21 protein-coding genes and 1 pseudogene are annotated in these 22,602 nt (G+C 65.9%); 7 read left to right on the top strand and 15 right to left on the bottom strand.

Annotation, left to right across the window (positions count from 1 at the left end; translation table 11 throughout):
• A pseudogene (locus tag KYC_RS06555) lies at positions 1-245 on the bottom strand (SPOR domain-containing protein); the annotation flags it as partial.
• A gap of 9 nt (positions 246-254) precedes the next feature.
• Positions 255-1,940, bottom strand: a complete 1,686-nt coding sequence (gene argS, locus KYC_RS06560; protein ID WP_008160152.1) for an arginine--tRNA ligase — start codon at positions 1,938-1,940, stop codon at positions 255-257.
• Positions 1,941-2,206: 266 nt separating this feature from the next.
• Here argS and KYC_RS06565 point away from each other — a divergent pair, with 266 nt between their 5' ends.
• Together KYC_RS06565 and KYC_RS06570 are read left to right on the top strand one after the other, a co-directional pair.
• Positions 2,207-2,554: a DUF1840 domain-containing protein gene (locus tag KYC_RS06565; protein ID WP_008160154.1), complete on the top strand. Its 348-nt coding sequence runs from the start codon at positions 2,207-2,209 to the stop codon at positions 2,552-2,554.
• A gap of 81 nt (positions 2,555-2,635) precedes the next feature.
• On the top strand, positions 2,636-2,953 hold the full coding sequence (locus KYC_RS06570) for a hypothetical protein (RefSeq protein WP_008160156.1): 318 nt from the start codon (positions 2,636-2,638) through the stop codon (positions 2,951-2,953).
• 15 nt (positions 2,954-2,968) lie between these two features.
• Here KYC_RS06570 and KYC_RS06575 read toward each other — a convergent pair whose 3' ends face one another.
• The 6 genes from KYC_RS06575 to KYC_RS06600 form a co-directional block, all read right to left on the bottom strand.
• Positions 2,969-3,769 carry a carbohydrate ABC transporter permease gene (locus tag KYC_RS06575; protein WP_008160158.1) on the bottom strand — a complete coding sequence of 267 codons (801 nt, stop codon included), beginning with the start codon at positions 3,767-3,769 and terminating at the stop codon, positions 2,969-2,971.
• Positions 3,766-4,641, bottom strand: a complete 876-nt coding sequence (locus tag KYC_RS06580) for a carbohydrate ABC transporter permease (protein ID WP_043517761.1) — start codon at positions 4,639-4,641, stop codon at positions 3,766-3,768. The genes KYC_RS06575 and KYC_RS06580 overlap by 4 nt, the downstream gene beginning before the upstream one ends.
• Before the next feature lie 15 nt (positions 4,642-4,656).
• Positions 4,657-5,952, bottom strand: coding sequence for an ABC transporter substrate-binding protein (locus KYC_RS06585; protein ID WP_008160162.1), 1,296 nt, complete (start codon positions 5,950-5,952; stop codon positions 4,657-4,659).
• Between the two features lie 33 nt (positions 5,953-5,985).
• Positions 5,986-7,041 carry an ABC transporter ATP-binding protein gene (locus KYC_RS06590; RefSeq protein ID WP_008160163.1) on the bottom strand — a complete coding sequence of 352 codons (1,056 nt, stop codon included), beginning with the start codon at positions 7,039-7,041 and terminating at the stop codon, positions 5,986-5,988.
• A gap of 115 nt (positions 7,042-7,156) precedes the next feature.
• Positions 7,157-7,954 carry a phosphodiesterase gene (locus KYC_RS06595; protein WP_008160165.1) on the bottom strand — a complete coding sequence of 266 codons (798 nt, stop codon included), beginning with the start codon at positions 7,952-7,954 and terminating at the stop codon, positions 7,157-7,159.
• Between the two features lie 45 nt (positions 7,955-7,999).
• The gene (locus tag KYC_RS06600) at positions 8,000-9,013 is read right to left on the bottom strand and encodes a LacI family DNA-binding transcriptional regulator (protein WP_008160167.1); all 1,014 of its coding nucleotides are present in this window, start codon (positions 9,011-9,013) and stop codon (positions 8,000-8,002) included.
• 322 nt (positions 9,014-9,335) lie between these two features.
• Between KYC_RS06600 and KYC_RS06605 the strand changes: the two genes are divergently transcribed.
• Positions 9,336-10,664, top strand: a complete 1,329-nt coding sequence (locus tag KYC_RS06605) for an amidase (RefSeq protein ID WP_043517764.1) — start codon at positions 9,336-9,338, stop codon at positions 10,662-10,664.
• 109 nt (positions 10,665-10,773) lie between these two features.
• Here the strand turns inward: KYC_RS06605 and leuA are convergent, their stop codons facing one another.
• From leuA to KYC_RS06620, 3 genes are all read right to left on the bottom strand, one after another.
• Complete coding sequence (leuA, locus tag KYC_RS06610; protein WP_008160171.1) at positions 10,774-12,486, bottom strand: 2-isopropylmalate synthase; 1,713 nt, start codon at positions 12,484-12,486, stop codon at positions 10,774-10,776.
• Between the two features lie 390 nt (positions 12,487-12,876).
• Positions 12,877-13,854, bottom strand: a complete 978-nt coding sequence (locus KYC_RS06615) for a tripartite tricarboxylate transporter substrate binding protein (protein WP_008160173.1) — start codon at positions 13,852-13,854, stop codon at positions 12,877-12,879.
• A 182-nt stretch (positions 13,855-14,036) separates the two neighbouring features.
• The gene (locus tag KYC_RS06620) at positions 14,037-14,669 is read right to left on the bottom strand and encodes a hypothetical protein (protein ID WP_008160176.1); all 633 of its coding nucleotides are present in this window, start codon (positions 14,667-14,669) and stop codon (positions 14,037-14,039) included.
• A 16-nt stretch (positions 14,670-14,685) separates the two neighbouring features.
• Here KYC_RS06620 and rpoN point away from each other — a divergent pair, with 16 nt between their 5' ends.
• Together rpoN and KYC_RS06630 are read left to right on the top strand one after the other, a co-directional pair.
• On the top strand, positions 14,686-16,113 hold the full coding sequence (gene rpoN / locus KYC_RS06625) for an RNA polymerase factor sigma-54 (protein ID WP_476499120.1): 1,428 nt from the start codon (positions 14,686-14,688) through the stop codon (positions 16,111-16,113).
• Between the two features lie 120 nt (positions 16,114-16,233).
• Positions 16,234-16,515, top strand: a complete 282-nt coding sequence (locus KYC_RS06630; RefSeq protein WP_008160180.1) for a (2Fe-2S)-binding protein — start codon at positions 16,234-16,236, stop codon at positions 16,513-16,515.
• Between the two features lie 30 nt (positions 16,516-16,545).
• On the opposite strand, the gene KYC_RS06635 is transcribed toward KYC_RS06630, so the two are convergent.
• Entirely contained in the window at positions 16,546-17,409 is an 864-nt protein-coding gene (locus KYC_RS06635) for a LysR substrate-binding domain-containing protein (RefSeq protein ID WP_008160182.1), read from the bottom strand.
• Positions 17,410-17,541: 132 nt separating this feature from the next.
• Between KYC_RS06635 and KYC_RS06640 the strand changes: the two genes are divergently transcribed.
• Both KYC_RS06640 and bfr read left to right on the top strand, forming a co-directional pair.
• Entirely contained in the window at positions 17,542-18,453 is a 912-nt protein-coding gene (locus KYC_RS06640) for a DMT family transporter (RefSeq protein ID WP_008160184.1), read from the top strand.
• Between the two features lie 365 nt (positions 18,454-18,818).
• Positions 18,819-19,295, top strand: coding sequence for a bacterioferritin (bfr, locus tag KYC_RS06645; RefSeq protein WP_008160186.1), 477 nt, complete (start codon positions 18,819-18,821; stop codon positions 19,293-19,295).
• A gap of 84 nt (positions 19,296-19,379) precedes the next feature.
• Here the strand turns inward: bfr and KYC_RS06650 are convergent, their stop codons facing one another.
• From KYC_RS06650 to KYC_RS06660, 3 genes are all read right to left on the bottom strand, one after another.
• Entirely contained in the window at positions 19,380-20,054 is a 675-nt protein-coding gene (locus tag KYC_RS06650; protein WP_008160188.1) for a hypothetical protein, read from the bottom strand.
• A 37-nt stretch (positions 20,055-20,091) separates the two neighbouring features.
• Complete coding sequence (locus KYC_RS06655) at positions 20,092-21,699, bottom strand: peptide chain release factor 3 (protein ID WP_008160191.1); 1,608 nt, start codon at positions 21,697-21,699, stop codon at positions 20,092-20,094.
• Between the two features lie 108 nt (positions 21,700-21,807).
• The gene (locus tag KYC_RS06660) at positions 21,808-22,437 is read right to left on the bottom strand and encodes a LysE family translocator (RefSeq protein WP_008160194.1); all 630 of its coding nucleotides are present in this window, start codon (positions 22,435-22,437) and stop codon (positions 21,808-21,810) included.
• Positions 22,438-22,602: the final 165 nt, after the last annotated feature.

The following is a 22,602-nucleotide window of genomic DNA, read 5'->3' on the forward strand; positions in this document are numbered from 1 at the left end:
GCGCCTGCCGCCCCGTCCCGGCCGTACAGGCCGGCGTTGGGGTCCGGCGCCTGGCGCGGATCGGGCAATTTGCCCGTATCCCCCTGGCGGCTGGCCCGGTCCACGAACGGGACGGGCGCCTTGGTGACATAGAACGCGACGACGGCGGCGACGATCAGGCCGATCAGCAGACCGGCCAGTGCCCCGTACAGGGTGCTGCCGCTTTCGCCGGAAGAACGGCGGGTGGATTTGCGCTTGGTTGCCATGAACCGATGTTACATCCGCTCGGGGGCGGAAACGCCCAACAGCGCCAGGCCGTTCGCCAGCACCTGGCGGGTGGTGGCGGCCAGGCGCAGGCGGGCCAGCTTCAGCGCGGTGTCGTCGACCAGCACGCGCTCGGCGTTGTACCAGGCATGGAAGTCCGAGGCGCAGTCGCGCAGCCAGAAGGCGATGTGGTGCGGCGACAGGTCCTGGGCGGCCAGTGCGACCACCTGGGGGAATTCGGCCAGGCGCTGCATCAGCGCGAATTCGGTCGGCGCGGTCAGGAGCGAGGCGTCGGCCTGGGCCACGTCGGCTTCCGGCATGCCCGCGTTGTTGATCACCGAGCAAATGCGCGCATGCGCGTACTGGATGTAATAGACGGGGTTTTCGTCGCTCTTGGACAGGGCCAGGTCCACGTCGAACACGAATTCGGTGTCGGCGCGGCGCTGGATCAGGAAGTAGCGCACGGCGTCGCGGCCCACCCAGTCGATGAGGTCGCGCATGGTTACATAGCTGCCGGCGCGCTTGGAGATCTTGACCTCTTCGCCGCCGCGCATGACCTTGACCATCTTGTGCAGCACGTAGGACGGGTAGTCCTTCGGGATGCCCTCTTCCAGCGCCTGCAGGCCGGCGCGCACGCGCGCCACGGTGCCGTGGTGGTCGCTGCCCTGGATGTTCACGGCGCGATGAAAGCCGCGTTCCCATTTGGCCTTGTGGTAGGCCACGTCGGGCACGAAGTAGGTATAGCCGCCTTCGCTCTTGCGCATGACGCGGTCTTTGTCGTCGCCGGTGCCCAGTTCGGTGGTGCGCAGCCACAGCGCGCCGCCTTCTTCGTAGGTGTGCCCGCCGGCGATCAGCGCCTTGACCGTGGCTTCCACGCGGCCGGACGTGTAGAGCGAGCTTTCCAGGTAGTAGTTGTCGAACGCCAGGCCGAAAGCCTGCAGGTCCAGGTCTTGTTCGCGGCGCAGGTAGGCCACGGCGAAGACGCGGATGTCGTCCAGGTTGTCGATGTTGCCCGTGGCGGTGACGGGTTCGCCGTCGGAGGCCTGGAGGGTCTTGCCGGCCTGGAAGTCGCGGGCGATGTCGGCGATGTAGTCGCCCTTGTAGCCGTCGGCCGGCCAGTCGGGGGATTCGGTGGTCAGGCCGCGCGCGCGGGCCTGCACGCTGATGGCCAGGTTATGGATCTGGTTGCCGGCGTCGTTGTAATAGAACTCGCGGGTAACGTCCCAGCCGCTGGCGTCGTACAGCCGGCACAGGGCGTCGCCCAGGGCGGCCTGGCGGGCATGGCCCACGTGCAGCGGGCCCGTGGGGTTGGCCGACACGAATTCGACCAGGATCTTTTCGCCGCTGCGGGGGGCGCGGCCGTACGCGGCGCCCTGCTCGGCCACGGCGGCGATGACGGCCTGGCGCGCGGCGGGGGTGATGCGCAGGTTGATGAAGCCGGGACCCGCCACTTCGGCGCTTTCGACCAGCGCGGCGGCGTCGGGGTTCGCCATGACGGCGTCCACGATGGCCTGGGCCAATTCACGGGGGTTGCGGCGGGCGGGCTTGGCAAGCTGCATGGCCACGTTCGTGGCGACGTCGCCGTGGGCGGCAACCTTGGGGCGCTCCAGCAGGATGTTGGCCTGGGCGTCGGGCAGGCTTTGCGCGACGGCGGCCTGGATCAGGGAGATAAGCTGAGTTTGTTGCTCGCGGAGCATGGGCGTCTGGCGTAGTTCTGAGTGAGTGACGAAGGCGGCGATCAGTGGCTTGCGGCTGGCCGGCAATCCGCGCCCGCAGCCGGGGGCGCGGACCGGGCCGGGCGCGGCGTAAGAGATGGGCGCGCTCGGGCCGGATTCAGGGCCGCCACAGCGCCTGCTGTCACGGGAATCCCCTGAATCATAGTTGATTTGGGGGCGCCAGTTGGCATCCCCGGGGCGTTGGGGTAGTGTATGTAAGTAAGGTAATCAAGTTGGGAGACCCGAATATGCTGATCACTTTTCACTCCAAGGTCGTGGCCGAGGTCCTGATGCTGACCGACCATGCGGGCGCGCTGCTGCAGGCGGCCGGCAAGCCCGTGGGCGACAAGATCCCCGAGCGCGGCGTATTCACCGTGGAGCAGCTTGGCCCGGCCATCAGCGGCATCGAGCGCGCGATCGACGAGTACCAGCATGCCCATGAAGGCGTCGACGAAGACGACGAAGACAAGGCGCCGGTGGCCCCGATGGCGCGTATGGTCGGCCTGAAGGAACGCGCCTTTCCCCTGCTGGACATGATGCGCCAGTCCCAGGCGGCGGGCGCCGAGGTCACCTGGGAGGTCTCGCGGGGCTGGTAGGGATATGTCGCCGGACGGACAGTCTGTCCGGCTTTTTTTGCCTACCCTACCCGCCTGACGCCTTCTGACGGAGCCACTCCCATGCGCAGCGACATCACCATTGTTTTCGACACCCGGCGTTCGCTGGATCTTTCGGCCAACGTCGATCCCTCCCCGCAACGCCAGGCCGAGGCCCGCGACTGGTTCGACGGCGCCTGGGAAACCCTGGGCTGCGAACCGCTGCGCCCCAGCGGCAAGGTCCTGTTGCTGGACAAGGTGCTGGGCGTGGCCGACGCGCTCGGCTACGACACCCTGTCCACCGACGAAAAGGAAGCGCGGGAGTTCGCGGAGCACCTGGCGCTGGCGCTGGAACGCCCGCGCATCACCGTGGACCTGCCAGGACTCACCGTCGGATATTGATTCCCGCCGCCGTGCCTAACGGATGCCCGCCCGCATGAACGACTGCACGAACTGGCGCTGGAACAGCAGGAATGCGATCAGCAGCGGCGCGGCCGACATCAGGGTGGCGGCGGTGATCACCGACCAGTCGATGCCCTGGTCGGTCGACGAGAACACCTGCAGGCCCACCGTCAGCGGCCGGGATTCCACCGAGTTCGTGATGATCAGCGGCCACAGGAAGTTGTTCCAGTGGTGGCTGACCGACACCAGCCCGTAGGCCACGTAGATCGGCTTGGCCAGCGGCACATATACCTTCCACAGCACCTGCAGGGCGTTGGCGCCCTCCATGCGGGCGGCTTCCTCCAGTTCCCGCGGCACCGTCTTGAAGGTCTGGCGCAAGAGGAAGATGCCGAAGGCCGACGCAAAGTACGGCAGGCCGATGGCGAATACCGTGTCGCGTACGCCAAGCTGGCTCATCGAGCGGTAGTTCTCGACCAGCAGCACGTCGGGCATGATCATCAGCTGCAGCAGCACCAGCATGAAGACGAAGTCGCGGCCGCGGAACTCGAAGCGGGCGAACGCGTAGCCGGCCAGGGTGGACAGCACCAGTTGCGCGGCCAGCACCATCGTGACCAGCACGAACGTGTTCAGGAAGTAGCGCGGAAACGGCGCCGCGTGCCAGGCGCGCACGAAGTTGTCCAGCGTCAGCGGGGCGAACAGGTCAAAGCGGGTCGCGTAGGCGGGCGGATGGAACGCGGCCCACACGGCATAGGCCAGCGGCAGGATCCACAAGAGGCCCAGCGCCCACGCGCCCAGGGTATCGAGCTTGTCTTTCATTGATAGTGCGTCCTGCGGTCCAGCCAGCGGAATTTGATCAGCGCGGTCAGCGCCAGCACCACCAGCAACACGACGGTCAGCGTGGCGGCGTAAGCCGTGTCCCAGAAGCTGAATCCCACCTGGTAGATGTAGTACAGCAGCAAAGTGCTTGCGTTATCCGGCCCGCCGCGCGTCATGACGACCACGTGGTCGACCAGCCGGAACGCGTTGATCAGGGCGTTGATCAGCACGAACAGCGTGGTGGGCATCAAGAGCGGCCACAGGATGCGGCGGAAGTACTGCCAGCGCGATGCGCCTTCCAGCATGGCCGCTTCGCGCAATGACGGCGAAACCGTCTGCAGCGCAGCCAGGTAGAAGATCATGAAAAACCCCGCTTCCTTCCAGACCGTCACCAGCATGAGGGCGGGCAGCGCCGTCTCGCGGTTGCCCAGCCAGTTCGGGCCGGGCGCGCCGAACCAGCCCATCACCTGCGCGATCAGCCCGTACTGCGGCGTATAGAAGAACAGCCAGATGTTGGCCACCGCCACCATGGGCAGCACGGTCGGCGTGAAGTACGCCATGCGCAGGAACCCGCGGCCGCGCAGGTTGCGGTTCACCCACAGCGCCATGATCAGCGCGATGCCGATCGACGTGGGGATGGTGCCCAGCGCAAACCACAGGTTGTTCCACAGCGACTGCCAGAACACGGGGTCGTCGCGCATGACCGCGTAGTTGTCCAGCCCGACGAAGCGGGCCGGGCGCGAGCCCTTGGGCGTGGAGAAGAAGCTGTGCCATAGCGTCGCCACCGCCGGGTAATGCGTGAAGGCGGCGAGCAGCACGATGGCTGGCAGCAGCAGCAGCCAGCCATAAAGCGCATTCAAAGAGCGGCTCATCGTGCTTGGGTCGGTTTACTTGTAGGAACGCAGTATGCGGTCGGATTCGCGCTGCGCGTCGGTCAGGGCCTGCTGCGGCGTCTTAGAGCCCGTCAGCGCCGCCTGCAGGGCGTCGTTCAGGGTCTTGGTGACGCGCTGGTTTTCATGCGTGGAGAATTCCGCCACGCTGACTTCCAGCTGGTCGCGCGCAACTGCGGCGGCCGGCACTTCCTGCGCGTACTTCTTCATCTTTTCGGTCTGCCAGGCGGCCGGCGTCACGGCGACATAGCCCGTGGCGATGCTCCAGTCGGCCGCGCGTTCCGGCGTGGTGGCCCACTGCGCGAACTTCAGCGCCGCCTGCTGCTGCTCCGGCGTGCCGCTCTTGAAGATGTAGAAGTTGCCACCGCCGGTGGGGCTGCCGCCGCGCTTTTGCTGCGGCATCATGGCCACGCCGAACGGGAAGTCGGCGTTCTTGCGGATGTTGGTCAGGTTGCCCGTCGTGGTCCACACCATGGCGGCCTTCTTTTCCAGAAAGTCCTTGGGCGTGGTGCCCCAGTCGATCGTGCCGGTGGGCATGATCTTGTGCTTGGCCGACAGGTCGCGCCAGAACTGGGCGGCTTCCACCACCGCGGGCTTGTCCAGATAGACCTCGTTGCCGGCCTCGTTCATCAGGATCGCGCCGTTGGGCGTGGTCAGCGCCTGGAACAGCCAGTAAGCGAACGCGCCGCCGGAGGGGATCTCGATGCCCCATTGGGTCGTGTTGCCGGAGGCGTCCTGCTTGGTCAGCTTCTTGCCGTAATCGACCAGCTCGGCCCAGGTCGCGGGCGGACGCTCGGGGTCCAGGCCGGCGGCCTTGAACAGGTCCTTGTTGTAGTACATGACGATCGTCGAACGCTGGAACGGCACGCCCCAGGTGTGGCCCCCGGTGCGGCTGTTCTGCATGAAGGCGTCGTAGAAGCCGCCCAGCCACTTCTTGTCGGCGTCGCTCTTGGCCAGGCCGTCGATCGGGACGATGGCGTCTTCGTCGATCAGCGTGAACATGTCGGTCGACAACAGCACGGCCAGCTGGGGCGGCGTGCCGCCCTTGAGGGCGGTCAGCGCCTTGGCGATGGAATCCTGGTACGAGCCGGCGTAGATCGGCTTGATCTTGATGTTCGGATTTTCCTTCTGGAAATCCGCCACCATGTCGTCGACGATCTTGGTGATGGGGCCGCCGACCGCGACCGGGTAGTAGAACTCGACCTCGACGGGTTTGTTCTGCGCCTGCACAGGCAGAGACAGGCAGGCGGCGGCCAGGCTGGCGGCCAGGGTCTTCAGTACGATGCGTCGCATGGTGTGGTTCCTTTCCTGTGGAGTGGGCGTCTTTTAGCGCCCGTCGGTGTTGATGGCCGCCGAATCGGCGGCGAAGAAATGCTGTTGCTCGTTCGGCCAGGACAGACGCAGCGGCTCGCCCGCGCTGGCACGCAGATGACCGCCGACCCGCACGGCCACGCCGCTGCTGTCTCCGACGCGGCACACCACGATGGAGTCCGCGCCAAAGTACTCAACGCTTTCCACGGTGGCGGCGACGCCGTCGCCGTCGATGCGGATATGTTCCGGACGCACGCCCAGCTTCACGGCGCCGGCGGGGGCGCTCGCGATGGCGGCGCCCTGCGTGCCGGCGATGGTCGTGACGCCCTGCTGCGAGGTCAGGCCGATCAGGTTCATGGGGGGCGTGCCGATGAAGCGCGCCGCGAACTCGCTGGCCGGACGCGCGTACAGGCCGTCGGGCGTGTCGTGCTGTTCGATCTGGCCGCCGCGCAGCAGCACCACTTGGTCGGCCATGCTCATGGCCTCGGTCTGGTCGTGCGTGACGTAGACCATGGTGATGCCCAGGCTCTGCTGGAGCGCGCGGATCTCGCGGCGCATCTCGTGGCGCAGCTGTGCGTCCAGGTTGGAAAGGGGTTCGTCCATCAGGCAGACCGGCGCCTCGGAAATCACGGCACGGCCCAGCGCCACACGCTGCTGCTGGCCGCCCGACAGTTGCGACGGCTTGCGGTCCAGCAGATGCGACAGGCCCAGCAGGTCGGCCACCCGCTTCAAGCGCCGGTCGTAGTCGCGGGCAGGTTCCTTGCGCACTTTCAGGCCGAACAGGATGTTCTCGCGCACCGACAGGTGGGGAAACAGCGCATACGACTGGAACACCATGGAGATGCGGCGCTTGGCCGGGGGCAGCTGCGTGACGTCGCGGTCGCCGATGTGGATGGTGCCCGACGTCGGCGTGTCCAGCCCGGCGATCATGCGCAGCGTGGTGGACTTGCCGCAACCGGACGGACCCAGCAGAACCGTAAAGCTGCCGGCCGGAACCGTGAAGCTCACGCCATGGATCGCGGCCGCGCCGCCGTACTGTTTGGTGAGATTATCCAGAACGATGGATGACATGCTGTCTCGAAGATCTAATTGTTAGATCCGCATTGTTGCCTGTTATGAAAACCTTTTCATTGTGCAGCGCAAACATGACGGATATGTGGCAAAGCAAGGATTCGTAGTCTAGGGTTCAACCAAATGGATAGGGGCCGGGGTAATCCCCAATGACGGCATGGTGCGTGACCAGGTTGCCGCCCTTCCACCAATGCAGCTGATAGCCCGGCGGCTCCATGATGTATTGCAGCGTCGGGCGCGGGCCGAGTTCCAGCGCGAGCTGGTGGGCCGTGCCGGGACAGGTCGATGCGATCGTGCCGCCGAATCGCTGGAAGATCGTGCGGTGCAAGTGGCCGCAAAGCACGCGCTCCACGTTCGGATAGCGTGCGACGATGCGCTCAAGCTCCGGCGCGCCGGCCAGCAGGCCGATGTCGTCCATGTGCTCGATGCCGGTCAGGAACGGCGGATGGTGCATCAGCACCAGCGTCGGCCGGCCGGGCTGCTCGGCCAGGCGCGCATCCAGCCAGTCCAGGCGCTCCTGGCAGAGTTCGCCGTGGCTCTTCATCGGCACCACGGTGTCCAGCGCCAGAAGGCGCAGCGGGTAGCTGTCTACGGCGTATTGAATGTAGGGTCCGGCGCCCTGCAGGTAGGCGTGGTCGGGAAAGGCGGCGCGCAGTTGGGCGCGGTCGTCGTGGTTGCCGGGCAGCAGGAAATATGGGATCTCCAGCGCCTGCAGGTGCTCGCGCAGGGCCTGGTATTCGACTGGCTTGCCGAGGTCGGTCAGGTCGCCGGTGATCAGCACGCAGTCGGGCCGCGGCGTCAGGGCATTGAGCGCGCGCACCGCCGGCGCCAGGAACGCGGCCGGGTCGATGATGCCGTAGGCCTTGTCCCCCGGGGTGCGCATGTGAAGGTCGGTGATTTGGGCGATGAGCATGGCGCGTAGCAATCTGGAAGTTGTCGGAGGGTGTGCAGGGGCCGGCTAGCGGCGTACGGATGCCGCGGTGCCGCCCACGACGATGCAGTGCGGCAGGCGGTTGGATTGCGCCGGCTGGCCGTTGATCTGCGCCAGCAGGTTCGAGCACGCCGTCTGCCCGATGCCGTCGCTGGGCTGGGCGACAGTCGTCAGGGGCGGGGTCAGCAAGGCGCCGAAGCGCATGCCGTCGAAGCCGCACACCGAAATGTCGGCGGGCACGGAAAGCCCCAGCCCCACCAGGTCCGCGATGACGGCGGTGGCCAGCAGGTCATTGGAGCAGAACAGCGCGGTGGGCGCCTGCTTGCCGCGCAATGCGGCTTTCAGGGCGTCCACGTCGCTGCCGGTGTGCGAGCTCATGGAAATATGCTGGATGGCTTCCAGGCCCAGCTTCTTGGCGCAGGCGCGGGCGCCCATCAGGCGGCGGCGGGCCCGGTCGGACGCGGTCAGCGGCCCCGTCACCAGCGCGATGCGCTTGTGCCCCATCGCGGCCAGGTGGGCCACCATGTCGCTGGCGGCCGCGCGATTGTCGACCGACGCGAATGGGTGCTCCGAGGATTCGTTGTAGACCAGCACATACGGAATGCCGCTGCTGTCCAGATCGTTCAGCGTGGCGCTCCTGGAGACGTCCGCCACGGTGAGAATCAAGCCATCCACCTGGTGGTCTATCAGGCCCTGCACCGCGGCGGATTCCACGGCGGGGTCGTAGCCGGTGGCGGTCAGCATGACGCTGTAGCCAGACTCGCGGGCGCGCCGCTCGGCGCCTTCGAAGCACTCCGCGAACACGGGATTGGACAGGGTCGGCAGGATCAGGCCGATGGTGCGAGTGCTGCCCGAACGCAGGCTGCGGCCCACGCGATTCGGACGGAATCCGGCGCGCTTGGCGACGCTGCGGATGTGCGCCAGCGTGTCCGGATGCACGATCTCGGGCTGATTGAAGGCGCGCGACACCGTCGCCGGCGATACTCCCGCCTTGCGAGCCACTTCAATGATGGAAAAGCGGGGCGACGGGCGCGTGGCCATGTGTGTATTACTGATGGTTTGCTGAAAACGATTTCAGCATACTAGACGAATATGACCTTTGTGTTGCACGGGTTTGCGCTATGCTGGTGGCGACGCAACAACACAAAGCCATGGCGCGGCGCGCAATTTTTCCTCGGGAAATTCGGACTTTTTCAGTGTTTTTCCGGATTGACGCGACGCGCACAATGGCAAGGGTCGGTTTGCTCCGGATTGCGCGGCTGATTGCCGCAATGCAGGATCGGGCAGACCCTCGGTCAAGGGGACCGGGTGCGCAGTTTCAGTCCCGCGCGAAAGGCGCGGCACCGGTAAAGAGGAAAGAATCATGTCTACTGCCTTGAACAGACTTGGCGCGGTTGAAGCCGTGCGCAAGCTGCAACGGCGCGAATTGACCGCGGTGCAATTGGTGCGCGCCTGCTTTGCGCGCATCGAGCAGCGCGAAAACACCGTTCATGCGTGGACCGCCCTGCAGAAGCAGGCCGCGCTGGACCGGGCGGAAGAACTCGACCGAGGCGCATTGCGCGGTCCGCTGCATGGGCTGCCCATCGGCGTCAAAGACCTGTTCGATACGGTGGATCTTCCCACCCGCTACGGTTCGCCCATCTACGACCGCCATCGTCCAGGGCTGGATGCCGCTTCGGTGGCGCTCTGCCGCAATGCGGGCGCCATCGTCATCGGCAAGACGGTCACCACCGAATTCGCCACCTACCAGGCCGGCCCCACGCGCAATCCCCGCAACGAGGCCTATACGCCCGGCGGGTCTTCCAGCGGCTCGGCCGCCGCGGTGGCCGACGACATGGTTCCCTTCGCGCTGGGTTCGCAGACCGCCGGCTCCATCATCCGCCCGGCATCCTATTGCGGCGTGGTGGGATACAAGCCCACCTTCGGCGGCATCCCGCGCGCCGGCGTCAAAAGCCTGGCGGAATCCCTGGACACCGTTGGCGGGTTTGCACGTTCGGTGCCGGACGTCGCGCTGTTCTCGTCGGTCATGATGCGAGACACCCGCATGCTGGACCTGACCTACGAAGACAAGCCGCGCGTCGGCATGTATCGCAGCTTGCAATGGCGTCACGCGCAGGCCGAAACCAAGGAAGCCTTCGCGCAGGCGGCGGCGATTCTGTCGCGCGCGGGCGCCCGGGTTGAAGAGATCCCCTTGCCGCCCGAGCATTGCGTGCTGGTGCAATTGCATTCCGACATCATGGCGTTCGAGGCCTCGCAGGCGCTGGCCTATGAACGGACAGAGCACGCCGTACAGCTCAGTCCCAAGCTGCAGGCCATTCTTGAATCCGGCGCGCAGATCAGCGCCGAACAGCATATCAACAACCTGGCGCGCGCCGCCGAGTCCCGCGCCCGCGTGGACGCCTGGTTCCAGGATTACGACGTGCTGCTCGCGCCCAGCGCCAGCGGCGAGGCGCCCTTCGCCGACCTCGGCACGGGCGATCCGCAGTTCTCGCGCGCCTGGACGCTATTCGGCTTGCCGTGCATCAACCTGCCCTTCGCGACGGGCCCCCAGGGCCTGCCCGTGGGTCTGCAGCTGGTCGGCCCGCGCCACCAGGACCACCGCATGCTGGCGATTGCCGCCTGGATCCATGCGCGCCTCCTGACCGCCAATTCGCCGGACATCGGCGCGTCCGATATGTGGCCACGCGGTTAATGGTCCGGGCGTAAATGCCCATTGTTCAGCGCTGCGCAAAACAAAAGCCCGCCAAAATTTTGGCGGGCTTTGTTTTCGCCCTTGTGGGGCGATCAGGCCGGTACGCGGATCACGCGGTTTCGGCGGTTTCCTGTTCGGTGGCGACCACGGCGCCGGAATTGATGTGGCGGTTCACGGCGCTGAGCACGGCGAGGAAGGACGCCGTCACGATGTCGCGGTCGATGCCCACGCCGAAGCCCGTGCTGGATTCGCCGACGCGAAGCTCGACATAAGACGCGGCGCGCGTACCGGTGCCGGTGCCGATGGCGTGCTCGTGGTAGTCCATGATGCGCACGGGAATGTCCAGCGCGGCGACGAAGGCGGAAATGGCGCCGTCGCCCTTGCCGCTCACGATGCGGCGCTCGCCGTTGAATTCAAGCTCGGCTTCGATGCTGAAATGCTGGCCCTCGCCGGCCGACGGATTGCCGTCGATGCGGTGGCGGATCAGCTTCCAGGGGGCCTTCTGCTCAAGATACTCGCTGCTGAAGATCGAGTGCACGTCGTCGGCCGAGACTTCGCGGCCGGTTTCGTCGGTGACGCGCTGGATGGCGCGGCTGAATTCGATCTGCAGGCGGCGCGGCAACACCAGGCCGTGTTCCTGTTCAAGCAGGTACGAAACGCCGCCCTTGCCGGATTGGCTGTTCACGCGGATCACGGCGTCATAGCTGCGGCCGAGGTCGGCGGGGTCGATCGGCAGGTAAGGCACTTCCCAGACGGCGTCAGCCTGCTGCAGCGCGAAGCCCTTCTTGATCGCGTCCTGGTGCGAACCGGAGAACGCGGTGAAGACCAGGTCGCCGGCGTACGGGTGGCGCGGGTGGACGGGAAGCTGGTTGCAGTATTCGGCGCAGCGGCGCACTTCGTCGATGTCCGAGAAGTCCAGGCCGGGATGCACGCCCTGCGTGTAGAGGTTCAACGCCAGCGTGACGAGGTCCACGTTGCCGGTGCGCTCGCCGCTGCCGAACAGGCAGCCTTCGATGCGGTCGGCGCCGGCCATGACGGCGAATTCGGCGGCGGCCACGGCGGTGCCGCGGTCGTTATGCGGGTGGACGCTGAGCACGATGCTGTCGCGGCGGGCCAGGTTCTTGTGCATCCACTCGATCTGGTCGGCGTACAAGTTGGGGGACGTGGCTTCGATCGTGGCGGGCAGGTTCAGCACCATCTTGGCGTCGGGCGTGGGTTGCCAGACATCGGCCACGGCGTTCGAGACTTCGAGCGCGAATTCGGGTTCGGTGGTGCTGAAGACTTCGGGCGAATATTCGTAGCCCCACTTGGTTTCGGGGCGCTGCGAGGTGTATTGCTTGATCAAGCGCGTGCCGGTCGTGGCGATGTTCTTGATCTCGTCCTTGGACATGTTGAACACGACCTTGCGGAAGGCCGGCGCGCAGGCGTTGTACATGTGGACGATGGCCTGTTTGGCGCCCGCGGCGGCTTCGACGGTGCGGCTGATCAGGTCTTCACGCGACTGCGTCAGGACGATGATGGTCACGTCGTCGGGGATGCGCTTTTCGTCAATGAGCTTGCGCACGAAGTCGAAGTCGGTCTGCGACGCCGACGGGAAACCCACTTCGATTTCCTTGAAACCGATCTTCACGAGCTGCTCGAAGAAGCGGACCTTGCGTTCCACGCTCATCGGCTCGATCAGCGCCTGGTTGCCGTCGCGCAGGTCCGTGCTCATCCAGATCGGCGCCTTGGTGATGCGGCGGCTGGGCCAGGTGCGTTCGGAGAAATCGCGGGCAAAGGGGGCGAAGGGGACGTATTTGGTGGCGGGGTTGGCAAGCATCATTACTACACCTCGATCGGTTTCTTTTGAATCCCGGAGCGTTCGACGCTCGGCGGCATCGCAACCGGATGACGGTCTTGTGCCAGGGTTTGCCGTGATTGGCCGGCAGGATTCAGAGATGAAAAGGGGAAATCGCGTGTGGCAAGCGTGGCTGCCGAGCTACCACGGGGACACTAGGCCCGGCAACCGATCGGTAGCAATAGCGATAGCGCGAAGGAGGAACGAGCGCGCAGGCCGGCAACCGGAGCGGCGGAGCGTCCGGTGGCAATCGCGAAGGGGGTGCGTTGAGCGGCCATAGGTTGCTAGTCAAACATACTTTGTCTGGAAGCGCAAACGGAAAAAGCAAGGGACGGATCAGGTCCGCGCCTTCTCCGCTTGCGCCGGCCAATAAGGCTATTGCGTCTGCATGTGGCCGTCTTTCACGACTTTTCCAAGGCGTTCGCGCTCGTTCGCGGTGAATTCAACGAAGCTTGCGCGCGACCCGCCACCGGGTTCGATGCTGCTCTGGCGCAACGCGTCCTGCACTTCGCGCGTTTGCAGTGACGCCTCGACGGCCGCGTTCATCTTGTCCAGCACGTCGGCGGGCGTGCCTGCAGGCGCGAACAGGCCGGCCCAATGGCCGATGCGGATGGCCGGGAAGCCCTCTTCCGCCGTGGTCGGAATGTCCGGCGCGCTCGCCATGCGTTTGTCCCAGGTGGTGGCCAGGGCCTTGAGCTTGCCGCTCTGGATAAGCGGCAGCGTCACGATGCTGGCTTCGGACGTGGCGTCGACCTGGTTGCCGATCACGGCGGTGACGCCTTCCGAGCCGCTCTTGTAGGCGATGGGCTCGATCGGCAGGCCGGTCGCCTCACGGGTCATTTCGGCCACGAAGTGCGGCGTGCTGCCGTTGCCCGCGGTGGAAAAGGTGATGCGGTCGGTCTTGCGCTGTTGCGCGCGCTGCACGAAGTCCTTCAGATCCTTGGCGGGATTGGACCGGCTGGCCACGATCACGGACGGCGTGATCGACAGAAGCGCGACCGGCGTCAGTTCCTCGTCCTTGTACGGCTGGTCCGAGCGGATAAGACTGTTGGTGACGGTGCCGTTGCTGCCGACCAGATACGTGTAGCCGTCGGCGGCGCTGCGCGCGACGTGCGCGGCGCCCACCGAGCCGCCCGCGCCCGGACGGTTCTCGACGATGACGGGCTGGTTCAGCGTGGTGCCCACCGCCTTCGCGATGAGGCGGGCGACGAGGTCATTGGCGCCGCCCGCGCTGAACGGGGCGACAAAGGTGATCGGCTTGTCGGGCCACGCGGCCAGGGCCGGCGCAGTGGCGAAGGCGGCCGAACAGGCCACCAGCAATCCGGCGGCATGCCGGATGGGGGTGCGGAACATGGGTAAAACTCCAGGAACTGGCCACGCATCCGGCAGGTCTCGGCTGCCGATAGGTTCTGTTGGTTGTGTGCGCGGCTTGCGGTTGCGCGAGCCTGGAGGGCCAGTATAGGGCGGGCCTGCTGGCAGGGGACTGAAACGCAAAGACCGCCTTGCGGCGGCCTTTGCGGGTGGTGGGCGTAGCCTTAGCGGGCCGGGCCGATGCGCGGTTCCACGTAGCGGTCGCCGCGCGTTTCGCCGCGGACCGGGGGGCGGCCGTCGTCGCGCGGATCGCGTGTGGGACGGTTGGCGCCCGATTCCAGGATGCGGGCCTGTTCGGCCACCATGTCGATCTTGCCGATGCGATTGTGGCGCAATTCAGACAGGGAACGACGCAGATCGCCCACCGTGAAGGGTTCCTGGCGGTCGCCCCAGGTCCAGCGCAGCACGCCCAGGGATTCCTCGGACAGGTTCGGCGCCAGGCCGGCCAGCACGTCCGTGCCCACGGGGGTCGCGGCGCCCGAGGCCAAGCTGGCGTAAAACCAGGCGCGCACCAGGAAAAAGACGATCAGCGACCAGATCCCGGCGACCACCCACCAGATGTAGGGGTTTACCTTCTGCGCCATGTCCATGGTGGGCTGGCCCAGGGTGTGCAGGAAGTCGTAGTTCATGCGCTTGCCGAAATCGAGTATCCAGGAGGCGACCAGATACCAGACGATGAGGGCCACGGCGATGACGATCGCGCGCAATATGAGTCGGGGAAGCGCCAATTTGAGCAGGGTCTGGCCGATGAGTCGGCAGTCCTGGCGAACGCTTGCGGGCGAAGTCAGATTCATCATGCAAAATATTGTACCTATGACCCGCCCAATTTTAGAACTGCGACCTGGCCAGCACCTGACGCTGACCCCACAGCTACAGCAATCAATACGATTGTTGCAGCTGTCCACGCTCGACCTGGAAGCCGAGATTTCGCAAGTGCTTGCGGAAAATCCCCTCCTGGACCGGGAGGATGAATCGCCTTCCGCGGAGGCGCAGGCCGAATCCGAGCGCGAATCCTCCGTGCAGGACGACGAGCCCGCGGCCGAGCGCGAGACGCCCGCCGACGAGATGCCCGGGTCTGGCGGGGTGTATCCCGACGACGATTCCAGCCTGCCCGAGGCGGCGCGGCCGGACACCCTGCGCGAGCACCTCCTGGGGCAGCTTGCCCTGACGCGCGCAGCGCCGCGCGACGCGGCGCTTGCGTCGCTGCTGATCGACGAACTGGACGAAAACGGCTACCTGGGGTCGCCGCTGGAAGAAATCCTGGGTTGGCTTCCCGCCGAAATGGAGCCTGACCTCGACGAATTGCGCGCGGCGCTGTCGCTGTTGCAGTCGTTCGATCCCGTGGGCATCGGCGCCCGCGACATGGCCGAGTGCCTGCAGCTTCAACTGCGCAATCCGGACACCTCGCGGCTGCCCGAAGCCGCGGATCCCGTGGTGCTGGCCTGTGCCAGGCGGATCTGCGCGGAACACCTGCCGCTGCTGGCCACCGGCAATGCCGCGCGCCTGTGCGCGGCCGCGGGCTGCGACGAGGCCACGTTCCGCGCCGCGCATTCCCTGATCTTGCGCCTGGAGCCCCGTCCGGGGCGCGCCTGGACGGTCCCCGCAGCCGAATACGCCGTGCCTGACGTCATCGTGCGCAAGACCCGGCGCGGATGGCAGGCCACGCTCAACAGCGCCGCCGTGCCGCGCCTGCAGATCAACGGGCTGTATGCCCAGATGCTGGGCAACCAGAAAGAGTCCGCCCATGCGGGTCTGCAGGCCCAGTTGCAGCAGGCCAAATGGATGATCCGCAACGTCGAGCAGCGTTTCGACACGATCCTGCGGGTGTCGCAGGCCATCGTCGAACGCCAGACCGCGTTCTTCAGCCAGGGCCCGGCGGCCATGCGGCCGCTAATCCTGAAGGACATCGCTGGCGAACTCGGTTTGCACGAATCCACGATTTCACGCGCCACAACGCAGAAGTACATGCTCACTCCGTTTGGCACGCTCGAACTCAAGCGCTTCTTTGGCGCGGGGGTTTCGACCGAAGGGGGGGACGCCACCTCGGCCACCGCGGTGCAGACGTACATCCGCCAGATGGTCGCCGAAGAGAACCGGGCCAAGCCGCTGTCGGATAGCCAGATCATGCAAAAACTGGCCGATCAGGGGATAGTGATCGCGCGTCGGACGGTGGCAAAGTATCGCGAAGCGCTGCGAATTGCCCCGGCGGCGCTACGCAAGGCTCAGGCTACTGCGCGTTGAAATAGGGACGTAGTCAGGGAAATTTGTCCCTGTTTTCAAGGGCTTGCGTGACACTTTCGTTGCAAATTTATTTGCGCGGAGGGCTTGCCAGGGTGCGAATATTTTTCGATAATCATTCGCATGTACATTTGCGTATGTAATGCCATCACCGAACGCCAAGTCCGCGCCAGCGTGGACGGAGGCGCGACGACGCTGTCCGACCTGCAATTCGAGCTGGGCGTGGCCACGTGCTGCGGCTGCTGCGCGGCAACCGCCGCCGAATACCTGCCGGGCGGGCGCTGCTCCAGCGTTTGCGACGTCCGCTCCATCGCCGTTCCGGTCAATGCTCCGGCCGCCATGGTCGAATCGGGCGCGCCGGCTGCCAACAGCAGCTTCCCGATCCCGCTGGTCGCCTCCGCCTGAGCATTGCTGTCCCTTTCCGGCTCGCTGTCTTCATGCGGCGAGCCGCGTCGTTTCCTTCTCGCAAAAATCCCTGATCGCCAACGCCAGCTGACGCGCGCCCTCGCGTGCCGAGCCGGCCACGCAGAGCGCCAGTTCCGACGGCGGCACGGCCGGCAGGCCTACGTCCAGGATCCTGTGGCCGGGCGCGATGCAGCGCCGCTCCAGCAGGGCGATACCCAGTCCGCCCGCCAGCGCGGCCTGTATGCCCGCCAGGTTCGGGCTTTCGTAGGCGATCCGCCAGCGCCGGCCGGCGGATTCCAGCGCGTGGATGGCGCGGTTGCGGTAGATGCAGCCTTGCGGAAACGCCACCAGCGGCACCGGGGCGTCCGGGGCGAGCGAAACCGGGACGGACGCGCTGCCTAGCCAATGCAGCCGTTCGGGCCAGGAGGCCAGCGCCGCGCCCGTGCCGGGCTCCCGCTTCAGGAGCGCCACGTCCAGATCCCCGCGTTCCAGGCTGCGCGTCAGGACCGAGGTGAGGTCGCAGCGCACCGAAAGCTGCACCGCCGGCCGGGTCTGGGCGAATGCGGCAACGACGCCGGTCAGCGCATCCACCGCGAAATCATCGGGGATGCCCAGGCGGATCACGTCCACGCGCTTGCGTCCGCTGACAGCCTCCCTGACCTCGGTGGAAAGCGCCAACATCCTGCGCGCATAACCCAGCAGGCGTTCGCCTTCCTCGGTCAGCTGAACCTGGCGTCCCTCGCGCAGGAACAGCGGGCACTCCAGCGTCTCTTCCAGCTTGCGGATCTGCTGGCTGACTGTGGACTGGCTGCGGTGGACGCGTTCGCCCGCAGCGGTGAAGCCGCCGGCATCCACCACGGACACGAAGCTGTGCAAAAGATCGAGATCGAGCATGACCGCCTCTCCAGTCATTTGATTTTCAAACACTTTCGATCCGAATAAAGAGTTTGTCAATGGATCGAGCGGCGAGGAGAATCACGTCATTCCGCCGCCCCTGCGGCTGCCGTCCCACACGCCGGATGCTCCATGAAGGCCATCTCGACTCCCGCTGCCGCCCTGCCCGCGAACGACAACCCGGGCATCACCCTCGCGCCCATCGCCGCGTTCTGCTTTCTGTGGAGTTCCGCGTTCGCGGCGGCGAAGATCGCGGTCCGCGACTGCCCGCCGCTCACGCTGCTGACGATCCGCTTCCTGATCGCGGGCGCGCTGATGCTGGGCGTGGCGGCGGCCAGCGGGCGCTGGAAGCTTCCCGCCGGCCGCGACCTGGTGTCCCTGATCGTGCTGGGCGTGCTGAACAATGCGCTCTATCTGGGCTTGAGCTGGTCGGGCATGACCACGGTGTCTTCCGCCTTCACGGCCGTGCTCATCAGCACCAATCCACTGCTCATCGGTGTGCTGGCCGGGCCAGTATTGGGCGAGCGTCTCAGTTGGCGCAAGCTGCTGGGCCTGTGCATGGGATTGGCGGGCGTGGCCCTCGTGCTGCGGTCGCGCCTGTCGGGCATGCAGGAGGACCTGCATGGCACGCTGCTGGTGACCGGCGGCCTGGTGGCGCTGGTGGCCGGCACGCTGCTCTACAAGCGGCTCAAGCCCGCATCGGGGCTGTGGACTTCGACGGGCATACAGTCGCTGGCCGGCGCGGCGGCGCTGCTGCCTTTTGCGCTCTACAGCGAGAGCATCGGCGATGCGCGCTTCACGGCCAGCCTGTTCTGGAGCATGGCCTACATGATCGTCGCGGTGTCCATGGGCGGCTACTACCTGTGGTTCATGATTCTTGGACGCGCCAGCGCCACGACGGCCAGCGCGCTGCATTTCCTGATGCCGCCGCTGGGCCTGCTGTTCGGATGGCTTGTCCTGCGCGAACCCGTGTCGTGGCTGGATCTGCTGGGCATCGTGCCCATCGCGTTCGGCATCTGGCTTGCGACCCGGCGCGCGGAATGAGCGGCGCGCGGAATCGGGTTGCCGATACGCAACGAGACCGCATGGCGCGGTCCGCCGCCACATTCAGCTGATGCGCGCACGGCGTTGACGCGCACATCGCAGCACGCAATGCGTGATTTCATCGCGGCGGCCGGCCGGCAAGCCGCGCGTAGCCTGGGCGTCGCATGCAAAGCATCAAGCATGCATACTCATTCTCATTAGCTTGTCGCTTTCTTGTTGCGCTCCTAAAGCCGTTTACCAAATGGAGCGCAAGGCTAGGCGCGGGTCCGCGCCAGATGGTAGTCTGCATAGGTTGCGTACGCGCGGCATCGTGCGCTCCTTTGTCGCGATGCGCTCGCGTCGCGCCTGACTGCAAGGAGTCCATCATGAAAGGCGACAAAACCGTCATCCAGTTCCTGAACAAGCAACTGACCAACGAACTGACGGCCATCAACCAGTATTTCCTGCATGCCCGCATGCTGAACCATTGGGGCTTCGACAAACTGGGCAAGCACGAGTACGAAGAATCCATCGGCGAAATGAAGCACGCGGATCGCCTGATCGCGCGCATCTTCATGCTGGACGGCCTGCCCAACCTGCAAGACCTGCACAAGCTGCTGATCGGCGAAGACGTGCCTGAACTGCTGGCCTGTGACCTGAAGCTTGAACAAGCCGCCCAGGTCACCGTCAAGGAAGCCATTGCGCATTGCGAATCGGTGCGCGACTACGTCTCGCGCGATCTGTTCCAGGACATCCTGGACGACACCGAAGAACACATCGACTATCTGGAAACCCAGATCGACCTGATCGACAAGGTTGGCATCCAGAATTACCTGCAAAGCCAGATGTCCGTGCCCGAATAAGGCGCGCTGGCCGCAAAAGAAATGGCGCCCCAAGGGGCGCCATTTTTTATGCGGCAAACCTGCGCTTGGGCAGGCTGTGTGAGCTTATTGCGGGCGGGCCGGGCATTCGGCCATGGTGCCCCAGGCGCGGTTGGGCGCGCAGTACTTGTTGCGGGCGTTCCAGGAACACGAAGGACGCTCGAAGAAGCCTTGTGTGGCGCACTGGGCCAGTTCGCGCTTGAGCGCGTCCTGCCAGCCGGCGGCGCCGGGAGCCGGCGCGGTGTTGGGCGGCGGAGGAGGCGCCTGCACCATCTGCGGCGTGCCGTAGCTGCCGCCCGCGGCCACGCCGCCGTTGATCGCCGTGGACGTGCCGGGAACCTGGAGATCCAGCGTGCTGACGTCGGACGTGCCCGCCGGCAGCGGCACCTGCGACGCAGCGGCGATTTCGCGCGCCTGTTCGGGGCTGATGCGTTCGCGGGAGAGCTGGACGGCGGGGTCGCTGACGGTGTCGAACAGCGAGACCGTGCTGACCTGCCATTCGCGGTCGGCCGGCTTGTCCGGCACGCCCAGCGTGCCGTCGATGCGCGGCTGCGGAGGCTGCGCGACGTATGGCCGCCCATTGGCGTCCAGCACGGGCTGTTGCGAGGCGGACGCGTCCTGCCCCGGAGCAGGCGCTGCGACGGGGGCGTGCGCCACCAGCCAGTCACCCAGTTGAATACCGCCCCATGCCGACGCGCCAAGCGCGATCAGGAGCGTTGCGAATAAAAAACGCCAAGACATTGCTACCCTCAATCTGCCGTGCGGAACCCGAACGGGTCTACGCTTTGTCTCCGAAAACCTTGCCGCCGTGCTCCCGCATGGCGTGGAATTTCACGTCGGGATACAGATCCTCGGCGACGCGCAACTGCGCTGGAGAACCGATCAAAAACGCCGCAGCATCGACCACATCATAGGCGATATGGGCGGCATTGGCATCCATGAACTTGCGCAGCGCCTTGGGGTTTTCAGACGTAATCCAACGTGCCATTGTGTAGCGCGACGGCAGCATCCGGGCGTCCACGCCGTACTCGGTCTTGAGCCGGTGCGCCACCACTTCGAACTGCAGCTGACCGACTGCGCCCAGCAGGAGCGAGCCGCCGGCGGCTTCGGGGCGGAACACCTGGATGGCCCCTTCCTCGCCCAATTGGGTGAGGCCGGTGCGCAGCTGCTTCGTGCGCAGCGGGTCCTTTACTTCGACCGCCTGGAACAATTCCGGCGCGAAGAACGGCAGGCCGGTGAACTGCAGCGTTTCGCCTTCGGTCAGCACGTCGCCCAGTTGCAGCACGCCGTGGTTGGGGATGCCGATGACGTCGCCGGCATAGGCCTCGTCCAGCAGCTCGCGCCGCTGCGACAGGAACGACACCACGTTGTTGGGCCGCATTTCCTTGTTGGTGCGCGCCACCTTCAGCCGCATGCCGCGTTCGAAGCGGCCCGAGCTGACGCGCACAAACGCGACGCGGTCGCGGTGAGCGGGGTCCATGTTGGCCTGCACCTTGAACACGACGCCCGTGAACTTGGGCTCTTCGGGCTGCACTTCACGTTGCAGGGCCGTGCGCGGGCCCGGGGGCGGCGCCTGGTCGACCAGGGCGTCCAGCACTTCCTGCACGCCGAAGTTGTTGATGGCCGACCCGAAGAACACGGGCGTTTGCTTGCCTGCCAGGAACTGGTCGCGGTCGAAGGCGGGCGCGGCTTCGTTGATGAGTTCGATTTCGCCGCTGGCCTGGTCGAACGCCGATCCGAAGCGCTTTCCGATCTCGGGGTTGGTCAGGCCTTCGATGAAGTCGTCGTTGTCGGAGCGGCGCTCCTGGCCGGGGCGGAACACGCGCATGCGGTCGCGGCGGATGTCGAACACGCCGCCAAACGACTTGCCCATGCCCACCGGCCACGAGAACGGCACCGCGTCCATGCCCAGGTGCCCTTCGATTTCGGACAGCAGTTCCAGGGGCTCGCGCACTTCGCGGTCCATCTTGTTGATGAACGTGATGATGGGCGTGTTGCGCGCGCGGCAGACTTGCAGCAGGCGGATGGTCTGCGGTTCGACGCCGTTGGCGGCGTCGATCACCATCAGCGCGGCGTCGACCGCCGTCAGCACCCGGTAGGTGTCTTCGGAGAAGTCCTGGTGGCCCGGGGTGTCGAGCAGGTTGATGACGCAGTCGCGGTATTCCATCTGCATCACGGAGGACGCCACGGAAATGCCGCGCTGCTTTTCGATTTCCATCCAGTCGGACGAGGCGTGGCGCGACGCTTTGCGCGCCTTGACGCTGCCGGCGATCTGGATCGCGCCTGCGAACAGCAGCAGTTTTTCCGTCAGCGTGGTCTTGCCCGCGTCGGGGTGGGAAATGATGGCGAACGTACGGCGCCGTGCGACTTCGTTGGAGATGCTCATGATCGGAGGATTCTACTTAACGCCGCTTTCAGGCCGGCGCTGTCCGGTATCGTGCTTGAAAACATGTGGGGCACGCGCCGCTGCCGGCGCGCGCCGCACGCTTCAGGTTCAGGAATGGCGGCGGAACGTGGCCAGGAACACGCCAGCCAGGATGAACAGGGATCCGAAGGTCCGGTTCATCCAGCGGATGTGCTTGGCGTCGCGCAAGAGGCGCAGCACGCGCGCCGCCAGCAGCGTGTAGACGCCCATGGCCACCAGGTCGGTGAACGCCAGCGTGGCCGCCAGCGCCGCGTACTGCGTCGTCAGCGTGAGCGCCGGGTCCACGAACTGCGGCACCACGGCCAGCAGGAACACCGTGCCCTTGGGGTTCATGGTGTTGATCAGGAAGCCGCGCATGACCAGTTCACGGATTGAGGCCTGCCTGGGATCGCCGGCGTCCACGGCGACCGGCGCGGCGTCCGTGCGGATCTGGCGCACGCCCAGGTAGATCAGGTAGGCCACGCCCAGGTACTTGACCACATTGAAGGCCATTTCGGACGTGGCCAGCACGGCGCCCAGGCCCACGGCCACCACGACGAACTGGAACAGGATGCCCAGGATCAGGCCGGCCGTGTTCCAGTAGCCGCGCGCAAAACCGTACTTCAGGCCGGACGACATGGCCGAGATCGCGCCCGCCCCGGGTGAGAACGAAATGGCCCAGGAGGCCAGGAAGAACGTCAACCAGGTGGATAAGGGCATGATGGCGCGGGTCTGTCGATCTCGGGATTGGAGTTGCCGGTGATATTACTTGCTTGCGATTACTTGCTCAGCAACGCCGCGCGCGGGCCGCCGGCCGGGCGTGCGCCGTTCCCGCCGTTGCCGGCCGGACGGGCCGAGCCTTCGGGGCGGCGGTGGCTTTGCTGC

The sequence above is a fragment of the Achromobacter arsenitoxydans SY8 genome (genome assembly GCF_000236785.1).
GTDB classification, from domain to species: domain Bacteria; phylum Pseudomonadota; class Gammaproteobacteria; order Burkholderiales; family Burkholderiaceae_B; genus Achromobacter; species Achromobacter arsenitoxydans.

Bases quoted from the DNA above. Each gene is read 5' to 3' on its own strand.
- argS (WP_008160152.1), bottom strand. From the start codon at position 1,940: ATGCTCCGCGAGCAACAAACTCAGCTTATCTCCCTGATCCAGGCCGCC.
- KYC_RS06565 (WP_008160154.1), top strand. From the start codon at position 2,207: ATGCTGATCACTTTTCACTCCAAGGTCGTGGCCGAGGTCCTGATGCTG.
- KYC_RS06570 (WP_008160156.1), top strand. From the start codon at position 2,636: ATGCGCAGCGACATCACCATTGTTTTCGACACCCGGCGTTCGCTGGAT.
- KYC_RS06575 (WP_008160158.1), bottom strand. From the start codon at position 3,769: ATGAAAGACAAGCTCGATACCCTGGGCGCGTGGGCGCTGGGCCTCTTG.
- KYC_RS06580 (WP_043517761.1), bottom strand. From the start codon at position 4,641: ATGAGCCGCTCTTTGAATGCGCTTTATGGCTGGCTGCTGCTGCTGCCA.
- KYC_RS06585 (WP_008160162.1), bottom strand. From the start codon at position 5,952: ATGCGACGCATCGTACTGAAGACCCTGGCCGCCAGCCTGGCCGCCGCC.
- KYC_RS06590 (WP_008160163.1), bottom strand. From the start codon at position 7,041: ATGTCATCCATCGTTCTGGATAATCTCACCAAACAGTACGGCGGCGCG.
- KYC_RS06595 (WP_008160165.1), bottom strand. From the start codon at position 7,954: ATGCTCATCGCCCAAATCACCGACCTTCACATGCGCACCCCGGGGGAC.
- KYC_RS06600 (WP_008160167.1), bottom strand. From the start codon at position 9,013: ATGGCCACGCGCCCGTCGCCCCGCTTTTCCATCATTGAAGTGGCTCGC.
- KYC_RS06605 (WP_043517764.1), top strand. From the start codon at position 9,336: ATGTCTACTGCCTTGAACAGACTTGGCGCGGTTGAAGCCGTGCGCAAG.
- leuA (WP_008160171.1), bottom strand. From the start codon at position 12,486: ATGATGCTTGCCAACCCCGCCACCAAATACGTCCCCTTCGCCCCCTTT.
- KYC_RS06615 (WP_008160173.1), bottom strand. From the start codon at position 13,854: ATGTTCCGCACCCCCATCCGGCATGCCGCCGGATTGCTGGTGGCCTGT.
- KYC_RS06620 (WP_008160176.1), bottom strand. From the start codon at position 14,669: ATGATGAATCTGACTTCGCCCGCAAGCGTTCGCCAGGACTGCCGACTC.
- rpoN (WP_476499120.1), top strand. From the start codon at position 14,686: ATGACCCGCCCAATTTTAGAACTGCGACCTGGCCAGCACCTGACGCTG.
- KYC_RS06630 (WP_008160180.1), top strand. From the start codon at position 16,234: ATGTACATTTGCGTATGTAATGCCATCACCGAACGCCAAGTCCGCGCC.
- KYC_RS06635 (WP_008160182.1), bottom strand. From the start codon at position 17,409: ATGCTCGATCTCGATCTTTTGCACAGCTTCGTGTCCGTGGTGGATGCC.
- KYC_RS06640 (WP_008160184.1), top strand. From the start codon at position 17,542: ATGAAGGCCATCTCGACTCCCGCTGCCGCCCTGCCCGCGAACGACAAC.
- bfr (WP_008160186.1), top strand. From the start codon at position 18,819: ATGAAAGGCGACAAAACCGTCATCCAGTTCCTGAACAAGCAACTGACC.
- KYC_RS06650 (WP_008160188.1), bottom strand. From the start codon at position 20,054: ATGTCTTGGCGTTTTTTATTCGCAACGCTCCTGATCGCGCTTGGCGCG.
- KYC_RS06655 (WP_008160191.1), bottom strand. From the start codon at position 21,699: ATGAGCATCTCCAACGAAGTCGCACGGCGCCGTACGTTCGCCATCATT.
- KYC_RS06660 (WP_008160194.1), bottom strand. From the start codon at position 22,437: ATGCCCTTATCCACCTGGTTGACGTTCTTCCTGGCCTCCTGGGCCATT.